This is a genomic window from Nocardioides daedukensis (assembly GCF_013408415.1).
GTDB lineage: Bacteria > Actinomycetota > Actinomycetes > Propionibacteriales > Nocardioidaceae > Nocardioides > Nocardioides daedukensis.
The window spans coordinates 1,597,898-1,612,458 of the sequence record NZ_JACCAA010000001.1 but is presented as its reverse complement, the minus strand read 5'-3'; the positions used below and the strand labels follow the sequence as shown (position 1 = coordinate 1,612,458).

At 68.1% G+C, this 14,561-nt stretch carries 14 protein-coding genes and 1 pseudogene; 12 read left to right on the top strand and 3 right to left on the bottom strand.

All coding sequences use genetic code 11. The features are described 5' to 3' along the window. Positions 1-7 precede the first annotated feature (7 nt). The 7 genes and pseudogenes from BJ980_RS07985 (at position 8) to BJ980_RS07960 (ending at position 6,129) form a co-directional block, all read left to right on the top strand. On the top strand, positions 8-307 hold the full coding sequence (locus tag BJ980_RS07985; protein WP_179501805.1) for a hypothetical protein: 300 nt from the start codon (positions 8-10) through the stop codon (positions 305-307). A 562-nt stretch (positions 308-869) separates the two neighbouring features. Beyond that, positions 870-1,448 (top strand): annotated as a pseudogene (locus BJ980_RS19580) (IclR family transcriptional regulator); the annotation flags it as partial. 37 nt (positions 1,449-1,485) lie between these two features. After that, positions 1,486-1,659: a hypothetical protein gene (locus BJ980_RS18925; RefSeq protein WP_246279943.1), complete on the top strand. Its 174-nt coding sequence runs from the start codon at positions 1,486-1,488 to the stop codon at positions 1,657-1,659. A 632-nt stretch (positions 1,660-2,291) separates the two neighbouring features. Then, positions 2,292-2,597 (top strand): metal-sensitive transcriptional regulator, encoded by a 306-nt coding sequence (locus tag BJ980_RS07975; RefSeq protein ID WP_179501803.1) that lies wholly within the window; start codon positions 2,292-2,294, stop codon positions 2,595-2,597. Between the two features lie 34 nt (positions 2,598-2,631). Beyond that, entirely contained in the window at positions 2,632-2,844 is a 213-nt protein-coding gene (locus BJ980_RS07970) for a heavy-metal-associated domain-containing protein (protein ID WP_179501802.1), read from the top strand. A 17-nt stretch (positions 2,845-2,861) separates the two neighbouring features. After that, positions 2,862-3,776: a hypothetical protein gene (locus BJ980_RS07965; protein WP_179501801.1), complete on the top strand. Its 915-nt coding sequence runs from the start codon at positions 2,862-2,864 to the stop codon at positions 3,774-3,776. 61 nt (positions 3,777-3,837) lie between these two features. Further along, positions 3,838-6,129 carry a heavy metal translocating P-type ATPase gene (locus BJ980_RS07960; protein WP_179501800.1) on the top strand — a complete coding sequence of 764 codons (2,292 nt, stop codon included), beginning with the start codon at positions 3,838-3,840 and terminating at the stop codon, positions 6,127-6,129. Positions 6,130-6,162: 33 nt separating this feature from the next. Here BJ980_RS07960 and BJ980_RS07955 read toward each other — a convergent pair whose 3' ends face one another. Next, positions 6,163-6,801: a DUF2238 domain-containing protein gene (locus BJ980_RS07955; protein ID WP_179501799.1), complete on the bottom strand. Its 639-nt coding sequence runs from the start codon at positions 6,799-6,801 to the stop codon at positions 6,163-6,165. Between the two features lie 114 nt (positions 6,802-6,915). Here BJ980_RS07955 and BJ980_RS07950 point away from each other — a divergent pair, with 114 nt between their 5' ends. Beyond that, the gene (locus BJ980_RS07950) at positions 6,916-7,734 is read left to right on the top strand and encodes an alpha/beta fold hydrolase (protein WP_179501798.1); all 819 of its coding nucleotides are present in this window, start codon (positions 6,916-6,918) and stop codon (positions 7,732-7,734) included. A 24-nt stretch (positions 7,735-7,758) separates the two neighbouring features. On the opposite strand, the gene BJ980_RS07945 is transcribed toward BJ980_RS07950, so the two are convergent. Then, positions 7,759-8,181, bottom strand: coding sequence for a hypothetical protein (locus BJ980_RS07945; RefSeq protein ID WP_179501797.1), 423 nt, complete (start codon positions 8,179-8,181; stop codon positions 7,759-7,761). Positions 8,182-8,218: 37 nt separating this feature from the next. Continuing rightward, on the bottom strand, positions 8,219-9,931 hold the full coding sequence (locus BJ980_RS07940; protein ID WP_343047737.1) for a dolichyl-phosphate-mannose--protein mannosyltransferase: 1,713 nt from the start codon (positions 9,929-9,931) through the stop codon (positions 8,219-8,221). A 49-nt stretch (positions 9,932-9,980) separates the two neighbouring features. On the opposite strand from BJ980_RS07940, the gene rsmI reads away from it, so the two are divergent. The 4 genes from rsmI (at position 9,981) to BJ980_RS19240 (ending at position 14,550) form a co-directional block, all read left to right on the top strand. Then, positions 9,981-10,826, top strand: coding sequence for a 16S rRNA (cytidine(1402)-2'-O)-methyltransferase (gene rsmI, locus BJ980_RS07935; RefSeq protein ID WP_343047736.1), 846 nt, complete (start codon positions 9,981-9,983; stop codon positions 10,824-10,826). A 22-nt stretch (positions 10,827-10,848) separates the two neighbouring features. Then, a complete protein-coding gene (locus BJ980_RS07930) occupies positions 10,849-12,156 on the top strand; it encodes an MFS transporter (RefSeq protein ID WP_343047735.1) in 1,308 nt (435 codons plus the stop codon). After that, on the top strand, positions 12,153-13,040 hold the full coding sequence (locus BJ980_RS07925; protein WP_179501796.1) for a TatD family hydrolase: 888 nt from the start codon (positions 12,153-12,155) through the stop codon (positions 13,038-13,040). Before BJ980_RS07930 ends, BJ980_RS07925 begins: the two co-directional genes overlap by 4 nt. 364 nt (positions 13,041-13,404) lie before the next feature. Further along, complete coding sequence (locus tag BJ980_RS19240; RefSeq protein ID WP_343047734.1) at positions 13,405-14,550, top strand: resuscitation-promoting factor; 1,146 nt, start codon at positions 13,405-13,407, stop codon at positions 14,548-14,550. Positions 14,551-14,561 lie beyond the last annotated feature (11 nt).

Sequence of the window (14,561 nt, the reverse complement as noted above, 5' to 3'; positions counted from 1 at the left end):
CGATGGTGTGGACAGCACCAGCCTCGTCTACCTCGTGTCCTGGCTCCGCGGCGCGGCCGTCATCATCGACAACACGTCAGTACGCGAGACGGCTGGGAGTGAGATGGCGCTCGCGTTGAGCGAGGTCAGCTCGCTCCACGTGGCCCGACAACGCCAGGGGCTCACCGCCGCTGTCCTGGTGGCCACGACCAGTGCCGGCGAAGTGGTCTTCGACCACATGGTGGCCTCATGGGGACAGGTCACGCGCCTAGAGAAGATCGCAGACCAACTCAACGAGCGACTTGCCGGTGACGAGGGCGCGGGCTAGCAGCGGGCTAGCAGACGCCAACTTCTGGGACGCGGCTCGGGGCGATTCGTCGATCGCAATGGGGCCGTCTGGACACGCGAGCGCCATCCCGCAGGTGAGTAGGCCCTCATGAGCTATCGGTGGCTCGACGATCACATCAGCGACGCCTTGGGCCTGGAGCGAATCCCTCATCGTTCGTAGCTGTGTCGGCTAGTTTTATGCCCGGTGACAGCGCGTCTATGTGAACGGCCTTCCGGTCTGGAGGGGAGTTGCTTGGCCGAGCTGAGGACTCAGGCGCCTTTGCCCGCGTCAGAAGCCCATGGGAAGCGCCCTGCGTCGTGCCGGGGCCCGGGTACTCGCGGCTCATTGAGGCGGGTAGCGCTGGCCGCCCAGGTCACCCGCTTGGGTTGCCTTCCTCGGCGGCGAGGTCAGCGCTGGGAGGTGAATCCATGGCGGTTGCCCCGAGGAGAGGACCGCAGGGGGCTGTACAGTTCCGGGCAAGCCTGAGTCCAGAGCTGCACGACTCGGGTGCGAGTTCAACAGCAGTGAGCATGAAAGAGACGTCGTGGTCGAGTCCAACCGCATGCCCGCTTCGGCATCTGGCACGCAGAGCCTCTTGCGTGGTTTGCGCGTGCTCGAAGAGATTGCTCGGTCGGTCGAACCAATCGGGGTAGGCGAGCTCTCGCGCCGGTTGTCGATGCACAAGTCATCGATTCAACGAGTTGTGCGCACGCTCGAACTTGCTGGATGGATCGAGCCTCGAGGCGCCCCCAATACGAAGTGGGTTCCGGCCCCGGCGTTCAACACGCTCGTACGCGGAGGCGGAGCCGGTCGGGACCTGCGCTCGGTGGCGTTGCCCAAGATGGAACGGCTGCGGGAGAGAACCGGCGAGACCATCCACCTTGCACTGGCCAGGGGAGATCGGGCGGTGTTGATCGACCGGGTAGACACCGCCCACCCGGTTCGCGTGCAACTCGAGATCGGCACCACGTATCCGTTGTACGCGACGGCCGGAGGCCGAGTGATGCTTGCCTTCATGCCGAGTGACTTAATCGAGGAGTCACTCAAGGAACTTGAGGGCGCGCGTCGCGCGCGATCATCGCTTCCGTCAATCGAGGATCTTCGGGACACCCTGGCGCGTGCGCGCGAAGATCGATACACGTTCAATCGCGATCCGCAACCGGCGCTCCGGAGGCCAAGTGGCCCAGACTCTCTCCGGGGGCATCTCGGTGCTGGCTGGTGGTGCCTTCCTGGGGCAGGGACTTCAGGACGCCGACAACATCGCCGGTGTCGGTGGCTATGCCATCCTCGGCGGGATCTTCTTCCTGACCTCCGCCATCCGTCTGAGCGTCGTACTGCGGACCACGAGTTGACGGCCGCCGAACGGAGGGGCGTGCGGCGACGCATCACCCTTGGGAGGCCTCGTGGTCTGCGAACCAATGGTGAGGATGCCCTGCGCCGCTCTGAACGGAAGACGGAAGCAGTTACCGCGCGCGCCGACAACGAGGCTCCCGCACGTGGAGCTACTTTGGATTCGGGCCGTGGTGGAGGAGACCCCTATTTCGTCGGCCAGGTTGCTTGAATCAGGGAGACCGTCTCCCAATCCACGGCACATGCGTCCGCGCTTACTCCGCAAAATGGGCCAGAGAAACTCCGAGATCCTACGTGCCGTGAGCGTATAGTCACGCCCAATCACTACATCGATGGCGGTCATCAGCCCAGGTCAGAGCAGGTTTCGCCGAGATGCTTCCAGATCCGGCGAAGTGTGGAGTGGCACTCTCGCAATGAGAAGGTCAGGGGTTCGAATCCCCTCAGCTCCACCATCTGATCTCTTCGCAAGACAACAGCAAGGCCGGACCCACTGGGTCCGGCCTTTCTGCTTTCCGGAGTCTGCGCCGGCACCTCCGCGAGAGGCGGGGAACGCGCTCTTGTCTGGAATACCCTAGGGGGGTATGGTGTAGAAGACCGATCGGTCAATGGACCGTTCCGAAGAAGGGAAGCACGCATGAGCGACGAGGACCAGCCCGCGGGCCACGGCTACATCGGGCACAAGGAGGACTACCTCAAGCGACTGCGCCGGATCGAGGGGCAGGCGCGAGGCCTTCAGCGGATGGTTGAGGAGGAGCAATATTGCATCGACATCCTCACCCAGGTCTCCGCGATGACCAAGGCACTGCGCGCGGTCTCCCTCGGCCTGCTCGAGGAGCATCTGGGCCACTGCGTCGTCGGGGCTGCCGCTGTGGGCGGCGCCGAGGCGGAGGCCAAGGTCAAGGAAGCCTCTGAAGCCATCGCCCGGCTCGTCCGGTCTTGAACCCCGTTCCACCCACACTGATCAGGAGCCTGCCATGAACACCAGCACCTACACCGTCACCGGAATGACCTGCAATCACTGCGTGATGTCAGTGACCGAGGAGGTCAGCGAGGTTCCCGGCGTGAACGACGTCGCGGTCGACCTCGCCTCCGGCGAGTTGCGGGTCACCAGCGAGTCGCCGGTCGACGCAGACAGCATCCGGGCAGCCGTCGAAGAGGCCGGCTACCACGTGGCCGACGCCGGCTGAGCGGAGACGGTGTCCAGATGAGCACGCCAATTCGACTCGCCGGATGTGTCGCGATCCTCGTGGTCGCGCTGCTCGGCGCCTATGGCATCGGGAACGCCGTCGGCCCGATCGGCGGCGTCGCTCAGGACACCCACCACGAGACCGATGGGGAAGTGGCCAACGGCCAGCAGGACCCCGTCGAGACACTTCCCGGCGGACTGCAGTCCTCCGCGCAGGGCTACACCCTGCACCTGCTCACCCCGATCATGAAGCCGGGCACCCAGACGCTGCGCTTCCACATCCTCGACGCCACCGGCGAACCAGTCACGGCGTACGACGTCACCCACGAGGCCGAGCTGCACTTCTTCGCCGTACGCCGCGACCTGTCCGGCTTCGCCCACCTGCACCCCACCATGGACGACTCCGGCACCTGGCAGATCGAGGTCGACCTGACCCCCGGCACCTGGCGGTTCTTGGCCGACTTCCGGCCCACCGGAGCGGGATCGTTGACCCTGGGCCGCGACGGATTCGTGCCCGGTGACTTCGAGCCACGCCCGCTGCCCGCGGCAGAGCAGACCGTCGAGGTCGACGGCTACTCCGTCACCCTCTCCGGTGACCTCCGAGCCGGTGAGAGCAGTGAGCTCTCGATGAGCATCTCGAACGCCGGCCGGCCGGTCACCGACCTCGAGCCCTACCTCGGCGCCTACGGGCACCTGGTGGCGCTGCGTGAGGGCGACCTGGCCTACCTCCACGTGCACCCCCGGGGCACGCCCGAGGACGACGCCACCGAGCCCGGCCCGAGGATCGCTTTCGGGACGAGTGCACCCTCGGCCGGCGCCTACCGGCTGTTCCTGGACTTCAAGCACGACGGCGTCGTACGCACCGCCGCGTTCACCGTCCACGCGGAAACCGACACGACCGCCCACGACGACGGCGCGGACCACGAGCACTGAACCGCACGGCCCCGGCCCGCAGATCGCACAGTGCGGAGCTCACCCTGAGGAAGGACACGCAATGAGCGCGACACACGACGTGACTGCCGCCGCCACCGGCGGTGAGGTCGAACTGGCCATCGGCGGTATGACGTGCGCGTCCTGCGCGAACCGGATCGAGCGCAAGCTGAACAAGATCGACGGTGTCGTCGCCACCGTCAACTATGCGACCGAGAAGGCGAAGGTCACCTTCGAGCCCGGCATCGAGACCACGGCCCTGGTCGACGCCGTCGAGAAGGCGGGCTACACAGCGGCGCTGCCCACCCCGAAGGGCTCGCCCGGCGCCGGTGACCCGGACACGACCGCTGACGAGGAGGCCCCGGTCCGCGCCCTGCGCAACCGGGTGATCATCTCGGCGGTGCTGTCCATCCCGGTGATCGCGATGGCGATGGTGCCGGCGTTGCAGTTCACCAACTGGCAGTGGCTCTCGCTGACCCTGGCCTCGCCCGTGATCGTGTGGGCCGGCTTCGGGTTCCACCAGGCCACCTGGAAGAACCTCAAGCAGGGCACCGCCACCATGGACACGCTGGTGTCGATGGGCACCGTAGCCGCGTTTCTGTGGTCGCTCTATGCCCTCTTCCTCGGCACCGCGGGCGAACCCGGGATGAAGCACCCCTTCGAGCTCACCATCTCCCGCACCGACGGGACCGGAAACATCTACCTCGAGGTCGCCGCCGGGGTGATCACCTTCATCCTGCTCGGCCGCTACTTCGAGGCGAAGGCCAAGCGCACGTCGGGCGCTGCCCTGCGGGCACTGCTGGAGCTCGGCGCCAAGGAGGTCTCGGTCCTGCGCGAGGGCCGCGAGGTGCGGATCAGCGTGGACGAGCTCGCGGTGGGTGACCACTTCGTGGTGCGTCCCGGTGAGAAGGTGGCCACCGACGGCAGGGTCGTCGACGGCACCTCAGCCATCGACGCCTCGATGGTGACCGGCGAATCAGTGCCGGTGGAGGTGGCGCCCGGCGACGACCTGGTCGGGGCAACCCTCAACGCCGGCGGACGTCTGGTGGTTGAGGCGACCCGCGTCGGGGCGGACACCCAGCTGGCACAGATGGCCAAGCTGGTCGAGGACGCCCAGACCGGAAAGGCACAGGCGCAACGCTTGGCTGACAGGATCTCCGGCATCTTCGTGCCGATCGTCATCGTGCTGGCGTTCGCGACCTTCGGCTTCTGGGCCGGAGCCGGGGACTCGGTGGCAGCCGCGTTCACTGCCGCGGTCGCAGTGCTGATCGTCGCCTGCCCGTGCGCCCTGGGCCTGGCCACGCCGACGGCGCTGATGGTCGGCACCGGCCGCGGCGCACAGATGGGCATCCTGATCAAGGGCCCCGAGGTCCTCGAGACGACCCGCCGGATCGACACGATCGTGCTGGACAAGACCGGCACCGTCACCACCGGCCAGATGACACTGCTCGACGTCATCGCTGCCGACGGCGAGGACCCCGACCAGGTCCTGCGGCTCGCTGGCGCCCTGGAGGACGCCTCGGAGCACCCGATCGCCCAGGCCATCGCCAAGGGAGCCACCGACCGGGTCGGCGACCTGCCCGACGTGGCGGACTTCGCGAATGTCGTGGGCCTCGGCGTCCAAGGTGTCGTCAACGTGGGCGAGACCAGCCACGCCGTCCTCGTCGGCCGGCCACGACTGCTGGCGCAGTGGTCCCAGCACCTTCCGGTCGAGCTCGAGACCGCGATGGACGACGCCGCCCGGAAGGGTCGCACCGCGGTGGCCGTCGGCTGGGACGGCCGGGCTCGCGGCGTGCTGGTGGTTGCCGACGCGATCAAGCCGACCTCGGCAGAAGCCATCGCGCAGCTGAAGGGTCTGGGCCTGACCCCGATCCTGCTCACCGGCGACAACCGGACCGTTGCGGCGACGGTGGCCGCCGAGGTGGGCATCGCGCCCACCGACGTGATCGCCGAGGTGATGCCCTCGGACAAGGTCGACGAGATCAAGCGCCTGCAGGAGCAGGGCAAGCGGGTGGCCATGGTCGGTGACGGTGTGAATGACGCGGCCGCCCTGGCCCAGGCCGACCTGGGCCTGTCCATGGGGACCGGAACGGATGTCGCCATCGAGGCCTCCGACCTCACCCTGGTCCGCGGTGACCTGCGGGCTGCCGTCGACGCGATCCGGCTCTCCCGCCGCACCCTGAGCACGATCAAGGGCAACCTGTTCTGGGCGTTCGCCTACAACGTGGCGCTGATCCCGGTCGCTGCAACAGGCTTGCTCAATCCCATGCTCGCTGGCGCAGCGATGGCCTTCTCCTCGGTCTTCGTGGTGACCAACAGCCTTCGGCTGCGCAGCTTCAGCCCAGCCAAGCGCTGAGGTGGGGCAGCGATGGGTCAGTGAAGAACTGGCTCAGCGAAGCAGGCTGTCCAGCTGCGGGGCAGTGTTCTGCAATCGGCCGGACTGCCACAGCGAATGGATGATGACGGCAGCCAGGACCGCGCCGAACGAGCCGAGGGCCAGGTCGCCGAGGGTGTCGGGGTAGGCGCTGACCCGCTCGGTCGACTTGCTCAGGAACGCGAAGAACTCCGCGAACTCCCAGAACACGGCGGCCGGGACGCCGAAGGCCAGCGCCCGCTCGAGGGTCGCCCCGAACGACGCGGACCGGGGCAGGGTCAGCAGGACCACGGCGGCAGTGAGGAGGCCGGTGTTCATGAAGTGCATCCAGTCGTCGAACCAGACGATCCTGTCATAGAGGTCCATCCGGTTGCCCAGGATGTCGGTGAAGCAGGTGATCGTCACGAACAGGTCTGCCAACCACGGGAACGATGCCCGGTCCCGCCAGAACAGCAGCCAGATCGCCGGGACGGCGAATGACGCCAGCGGATAACCGATCGCGCGGGCCTCGGCGCCCTTGTCCGCCATGTTGCCGATCTCGGGGTTCAACAGCGTCGCGAAGAGCATCACGATCATCAAGAACTTGGCCGAGATGTCGAGGACGCGGACCGCGCTCGGCGTGGAATACCGGGTCACGGTGTAGGCCTCATGCACCGGAAGAGCCTAACCGGTGGCGCCTCGAATGGCGGGATCGTGGCTGGCCCCCGTTCCCAGCCGACCAGATGTGTGTGAAACTCCGGGTAACACCAATCCAACAGGAGCTCTCGCGTGCCCCAGCCTCTCTCGCACCTCGTCCACGACCGCGCCGGCTCTGGCGAGCCCGTCGTCCTGATCCACGGGATCGGCCACCGGCGCGAGGCGTGGGCCCCGGTCTTTGACCGGCTCGCGGAGCGCTTCGACGTGATCGCGCTCGACCTCGCCGGCTTCGGCGACTCCGCGCCCTACCCGCGCGGCACGACGTACGACATGGAGAACGCGTGCCGGGACCTGGTGGCCAACTTCGAGCGTTGGGGAGTGGAGCGCCCGCACGTCGTGGGCAACTCGCTCGGCGGTGCGCTCGCCCTCGAGCTCGGTGCCCGCGGGCTGGTCTCCTCGGTCACCGCGCTCAGTCCCGCCGGCTTCTTCGGACCGATCAACAGGTTCCAGGCGCTGGCTCCGCTCGCCATCATGCGCGCCTTCTCGCAAGCGCCCGACGTCGTGCTGCGCGCGCTCTCCGAGCGGGCCTTCGGACGACTGCTGATCGGCGGCCTGCTCTATGGCAACCCGGGTCGGATGAACGCCGAGGCGACCTACGGCGATGCCCTCGCACTCAAGCGTGCCCGTGGCTTCGAGGCGGCGGCCCGGGCCGGCATCACCTACTCGTTCGACTCCCCGGTCGAGGTGCCGACGACGATCGCGTGGGGCACCAAGGACCGGTTGCTGCCCTATGCGCAGGCGAGCATTGCGCGACTCAGGCTGCCCAACGCACATCACGTGCCGCTGGTCGGCGCCGGGCACGTGCCGATGATCGACGCTCCGGAGCGGATCATCGCGCTGATCGCGGAGACCGTCGCCGAGGCCAGCAGCGCCGCCTCACACGTGGCCTGAGGCGACCGGCCGGTCAGGTGCTGCTCAGCTGAGGAGCAGCACCCCGGTGACGACCAGGGCAGCCACCTTGGCCAGCTCGAGTGCGACATAGACGAGGTGCGCCTTGGAGCGCGGAGCATCCTCGCCGGCCAGGACCGCGTTGGTGCGCCGGGTCAGGCCCGGGCGGACCAGGCCCACCTGGGCGAGGAGCATCACGATCGCCACCGCGGCGGCGATCCACACGGACGTCCGGGCCTCGGCCACGACGAGACAGACCACGATGCCGGCCGCGAGCAACAGCTCGACCGCGTTCAGTGCCCGGAACACCAACCGGCCGATGCCCAGGCCGAGCGGGATCGTCACGCCCGGTGCGCGGAACTTCAGCGGTGCCTCGATGAAGGAGATCGCCAGGACCATGCCCAGCCAGACGAACGTGAACGCAGTGGCGACGGCAAACGCAGAGCTCATGGATCCAGATTAGTCCTCGTCGCGAGGCGAGCACCGATTAGATCCAGCGCTGGAACCACATCCGGTCCATCCACTCCGAGTGGGTGAGCAGCTCGTTGGTCCAGATCGGCCAGAACCACGCGAAGTTGAGCAGCACCAGCACGAAGAACGACCCGCAGACCACCGTGCCGACGGTCCGTCTCAGCGTCGGTCCGGTGTCGCGGCCGAGGATGTGGCCCATCGCCAGACAGATCGCGATGATCATGAACGGTGTGACCGCGGAGGCATAGAAGCTGAAGATCGGGCGGGTGTCGCTGAACTCCCAGGGCACCCACATCGCCAGCGCGCCCATCGTGGCGAGGCCGAAGCGCCAGTCCCTGCGACCGATCCACACCACGGCGCCATAGAGCAGTGCGAGCGCGCCTCCCCACCACAGCACCGGGGTGCCGATCAGCAGCACCTCGCGCAGGCAGTGACTGTCCGCGGCTGCCTCGCAGCCCTGGGCGCCTGGCTTGATGTCGTTCTCGACGTTGACGCCGACGGGGCGGTTCAGGACGAGCCAGCCCTCGGGCTGTGACTGATAGGTGTGCTCGCTGCAGTCGAGGAAGTTCGTGTGGAAGATGAACAGGTCGTGGTGATAGCTGGCCAGTGAGCGCAGGGACTGCCACGCCTCGCCGATCCCGCTGGCGTCCTTCTCCTTCGCGGTCGGCCACTGCTTCGACTCGTCGGTGACCGCCTCGCAGCCCGGTTTCATCGAGACGAACTGGGTGTACTGCGTCTGGGAGAGCTGGTCCTCATACTTGTCGGCGTTCATCAGCCAACCGGTCCAGGACGCCACATAGACGACGAACGCGACGACCACCAGGTGCACGAATGCCGGCACGGCGTCGACCAGGGCGGAGCGGAGCACCGGCAGGCGTACGCCGATCGCGCGACGTGCGCCGGAGTCCCAGAGCCAGACGAGGATGCCGAACACGGCGAGGGCATAGAGGCCGCTCCACTTGGTGCCCGCTGCCAGGCCGAAGCAGATCCCGGCGACCAGGCGCCAGGGCCGGAACCACAGGCCCTTCAGCGGACCCCACGTGGCGATGTTCTCCGCGGTGGCCAGCCGGGTCATCCGCTCGCGCGTCCAGTCCCGGTCGATGACCAGCGCGGTGACCGCGGCGAGCAGCCAGAAGGCCAGGAAGATGTCGAGCAGGGCCAACCGGGAGAGCACCAGGTGCATTCCGTCCAGGCAGAGCAGCAGGCCGCCGATGACGCCCAGCATCATCGAGCCGGTGATCCGTCTGACGAGTCGGACCATCATCACGCACATCAGCGTCCCGACGATCGCCGCGCTGATCCGCCAGCCCAACGGGTCCATCCCGAAGACCTGCTCGCCGGCCGCGATCATCCACTTGCCGACCTCGGGGTGCACGACCATCGAGGGCTTGTCGCCGTCCCAGAGGCTGCCGAGGTTGCCGGCGATGATCGCGTCATCGGCCTTGTCCACGTAGTCGCGGACATAGCCGTGCTGCAGCATCGACCAGGCGTCCTTGGCGTAGTAGGTCTCGTCGAACTCGAACTCCTTGGGGGAGCCCAGGCGCCACAGCCGCAGGAACAGGGCCAGCGCACCGACCATCGCGGTCGCGATCCAACCGATCACCGGGTCCTCGAGCCGGCCCAGCGGTGCCATCCGTTCCCGGACCCGGGGCAGTGGCTGGTGGTCGACCGTGCTGCCGAGCGTCACCGCCCGTTCGTCGTCGTCGCGATCGGCGGCTCGGGTGGTCACAAGCGGCCATGCTACGTGGCGGGTTCAGGCCAACTGACATGATCGACCGGTGACCTCTTCAGCGCCCGGCGTGCTCGTCCTCGCCGCCACCCCGATCGGCCAGGTCGACGACGCGCCGCCGCGGCTGGTGGCCGAGTTGTCCACCGCCGACGTGATCGCCGCCGAGGACACCCGCCGGCTCAAGCGACTCACCACGGACCTCGGCGTGACCCTGTCCGGGAGGGTGGTCTCCTACTTCGAGGGCAACGAGGGCGCGCGTACGCCGGTGCTGCTCGAGGCCCTGCTCGCCGGGGAGCGCGTCCTGCTGGTCACCGACGCCGGGATGCCTTCGGTCTCCGATCCTGGCTATCGCCTGGTCGCGGCGGCCGTGGAGCACGACGTACGAGTCACCGCCGTGCCCGGGCCCAGCGCCGTGCTCACCGCGTTGGCGGTCTCCGGTCTGCCGGTGGACCGGTTCTGCTTCGAGGGCTTCCTGCCGCGCAAGGCGGGGGAACGGTCGCGACGACTCGCCGCACTCGCTGCCGAGCAGCGCACGATGGTCTTCTTCGAGGCCCCGCACCGGACCGCGCTCGCGCTCGGTGCGATGGCCGACGCGTTCGGTGATGACCGTCCCGGCGCGGTGTGCCGGGAGCTGACCAAGACCCATGAGGAAGTACGCCGCGGTGGCCTCCGCGAGCTCGCGGCCTGGGCCGGCGAGGGCGTTCGCGGCGAGGTGACGATCGTGGTCCAGGGCGCCGACGACGGCCCCTCGGTCCCCAACGACCCGAACGCATGGCGTGAGCTGGTGGCCGGTCTCGAGGCGAGCGGCGCCAGTCGCAAGGACGCGATCCTCGAGATCGCCAAGCGTGCCGGTGTGCCCAAGCGCGAGGTCTACGACGCCGTGCACAAGCCCTGACCGGGCCCGCCAGGTTTCGCCCGTGACCCCGATCTCCCCGGACTCCTCGGCCTCATCGAGCGCCACCCCGACGGCCACCCCGACCAACGGGGCGCCCTGGACTCCGTGGCGCACGGTGATGGCGTTCGGTGTGGTCAGCCTGGCCGCCGACATGGTCTATGAGGGCATGCGCTCGATGGCCGGGCCGTTCCTCGGCACCCTCGGCGCCTCCGCGCTCACCGTCGGCATCATCACCGGCGCCGGTGAGGCGATCGCGTTGGTCCTGCGGCTGGTCACCGGACCGATGGCCGACCGCTCGGGTCGCTATTGGAGCCTCACCTTCTGGGGCTATGCGCTGACCGCGATCTGCGTGCCTCTGTTGGCGATCACTCCGTTCCTCGGGGTTGCCGGCCTGGCCACGGCGAGCACGCTGATCCTGCTCGAGCGCACCGGCAAGGCAGTCCGCTCACCTTCCAAGTCGGCCCTGCTCGCGGGGGTGGCGAAGAAGGTCGGACGAGGCCGCGGATTCGCCGTACACAAGGCAATGGACCAGATCGGCGCCTTCGCCGGGCCACTGCTCATGGCCGGCGTCGCGGCGCTCACCGGCCGGCTGTGGCTCGCCTTCGCGGTGCTCGCGATCCCCGGGGTCATCTCGCTGCTCGTTCTGGGGCAGCTGAAGCGGCGTACGACGTTGGGCGAGGCCGTCGAGGAGGTGGCAGTCCAGGAGGTCGCCAGTTCTGGGGTCGCCGACTCGGGGGCTGCCGGCTCTGGGGTGCCCGACGTGCGCGAACCCCGCCCACCGCTGCCCCGCGCCTTCCACGCCTTCGCCACCTCGTGTGCGCTCGGGACCCTGGGCCTGATGACCTTCGGCGTCATCTCCTTCCACCTGGTCGAGGCCGACCTGGTCACGTTGGCCTGGGTGCCGGTCGTCTATGCGATGGCGATGGCCATCGAGGCCGTGGCCGCGCTGCTCACCGGCGTCGCCTACGACGCGTGGCACGCCAAGGTCCTCTATGTCCTTCCGGTGCTGATCGCCTTCGTGCCCGTGCTGGCCTTCGGTGGATCGCTGTGGCTGGTCCTGGTCGGTGTCGCGATCTGGGGCCTGGCCACCGGCATCCAGGACTCCACGGTCAAGGCGCTGGTGGCCGACCTGGTCCCGGCACGTTCGCTGGGCACGGCCTACGGCGTCTTCGCCAGTTTCCAGGGCGTCGCGGCGCTGGCAGGTGGCGTGCTCGCGGGTGGTCTGTATTCCTCGAACCTGCCGCTGTTGGTCGGCATCGTTGCCGGCCTCCAGGTGATCTCCTTGGCGCTGCTGGTGCTCACGCTGCGGATCCGTAGGCTGGTCCGGTGACCGAGCAGCCGATCCGCCAGCGCGCCGCGACCGAGGAGAAGAGCGGCAGTCGCCGCGACACCACCCGCCCGCCGGTGCCCGAGCCACTGCCGCACCCGGTGGCCGACAACCACTGCCACCTCGACATCGGCGACGGGGACGGCGCGTTCTCCACCAGTGACGCGATCCGCGCCGCGGCGGAAGTGAACGTCACCCGCATCGTCCAGGTCGGGTGCGACCTCCCCGGTGCGCGGTGGGCGGTGCAGGCCGCGCAGGAGTACGACGTACTGCTTGCGGCGATCGCGCTGCACCCCAACGAGGCGCCACGGTTGGCGGCGGCCGGGACCCTCGATGCCGCGATCGCCGAGATCGAGGAGCTGGCCGGCCACGAGCGGGTGCGCGCGATCGGCGAGACCGGGCTGGACTACTTCCGCACCGGACCCGACGGGATCGCCGCACAGCACGACTCGTTCCGGCGCCACATCGACCTCGCCAAGCGCCTCGACAAGACGCTGATGATCCACGACCGCGACGCACACGACGACGTGATCCGCATCCTCGACGAGGAGGGCACTCCGCAGCGGTGGGTGATGCACTGCTTCTCCGGCGACGCCGACTTCGCCCGACAGTGCCTGGACCGCGGTGCACACCTCTCATTCGCGGGGACGGTCACGTTCAAGAACGCGGATCCGCTGCGCGAGGCCCTGGCACTCGCCCCGGCCGACCGGATCCTGGTCGAGACCGACGCGCCGTTCCTGACCCCCACGCCGTGGCGCGGGCGGCCCAATGCGTCCTACCTGATCCCGCACACCGTGCGCACGATGGCCCAGGTGCGCGGCGCCGACCTCGGCGAGTTGTGTGCCGCCATCGACGCCAACACCACCGCGGTCTACGGCTCGTGGTGAGACGGATTGGCAAAATTTTCAACCGGATCACCGGGTAGTCACACTTTCGGTCGAATCGGCGCCCGACGCCCCACCTGACCTGCGAAAACGGGGTCCTGGAGGGCTGTTGCGCCCCACCTTGGCAGCGGGAGAGACCCGTCACAATTGTCCCGAAACGGTCATCGGGGACTTGGCCGAGGCCAAATGCGGCGCTTATGGTCGATCACTGTTGGCCGGGATCGGACAGATCGCGACCCGCGCACTGGCCGCCGTACGACGGTGGCCGCACATCTTCCCCGATGCTTGAGCGCCGCCCACGAAGCGGTGTGCGGCATGCGGTTGCGCAGGTCATCCGAGAACCGGAACGTTCGAAGTCTGGAGAATTGTGCGCAACCGAATCGCACTCCTCGGCAAGAGCAAGGGCGTGCTCGTGGCCCTCGTCGCTGCCGTAGCCCTCGCGCTGGTCGGAACCACCTACGGTTATGCCCAGCTCGGCAAGGAAGTCACCCTCTCGCTCGACGGCGAGGCCAAGACCATCAAGTCCTCCGGGGACACGGTGGGCGAGGTCCTGTCCGAAGAGGACATCAAGATCGGTGAGCACGACGTCGTCGCGCCCGGTCTGGACGAGAAGGTGGACGACGGCACCCGGATCTCGGTCAAGTTCGGCCGACAGCTCACCCTCAACGTCGACGGCAAGGCGAAGACCTACTGGGTCACCGCCGACACCGTCGAGCAGGCCCTCGCCGATCTCGGCCTGGGCTATCGCGGCGCGGACCTCTCCGCCAGCCGCGGCGCCGAGATCGACCGCGGCGGACTCGACCTCGAGGTGACCACGCCCAAGAGCGTCATCGTCAAGGTCGCCGGCCAGAAGGCCATCCGCAAGGCCGTCCCCGGCACCACCGTCGCCGAGATCCTCGAGCGCCTCGAGCTCTTCGTCGACAGCAATGACCTGGTCTCCCCGAGCCGCTCCAGCGAGGTCCGGGACGGGACGAAGATCAAGGTCACCAAGGTCAAGTTCAAGAACAAGCGCGACTCGAGCGAGGCCATCGCTCACGGCACCGTGAAGAAGAACGACAGCTCGCTCTACGAGGGCCAGACCAAGGTCGAGAAGCCTGGTGTCGACGGTGTCCGCGACGTGACCTACAAGTACGAGTACCGCAACGGCAAGGTCTACAAGACCACCGTGGTTCGCTCCGAGGTCGTCAAGAAGCCGGTCAGCGAGGTCATCCTGGTCGGCACCAAGGAGAAGGCCGCGCCCAAGAAGGTTGCGCCCAACTTCTCCACCGGCAGCACCGTCTGGGACCAGCTCGCCAAGTGCGAGTCCGGCGGCAACTGGTCGATCAACACCGGCAACGGCTACTACGGCGGCCTCCAGTTCAACGCCCAGACCTGGCACGCCTACGGCGGCTCGGGCCTCCCGCACGAGAACAGCCGCGAGGAGCAGATCCGCGTGGCCACCAAGCTCCGTGACGCCAACGGCGGCTACGGCGCCTGGCCCCACTGCTCGCAGAAGCTCGGCCTGCCCCAGTGACACCGGTGGTG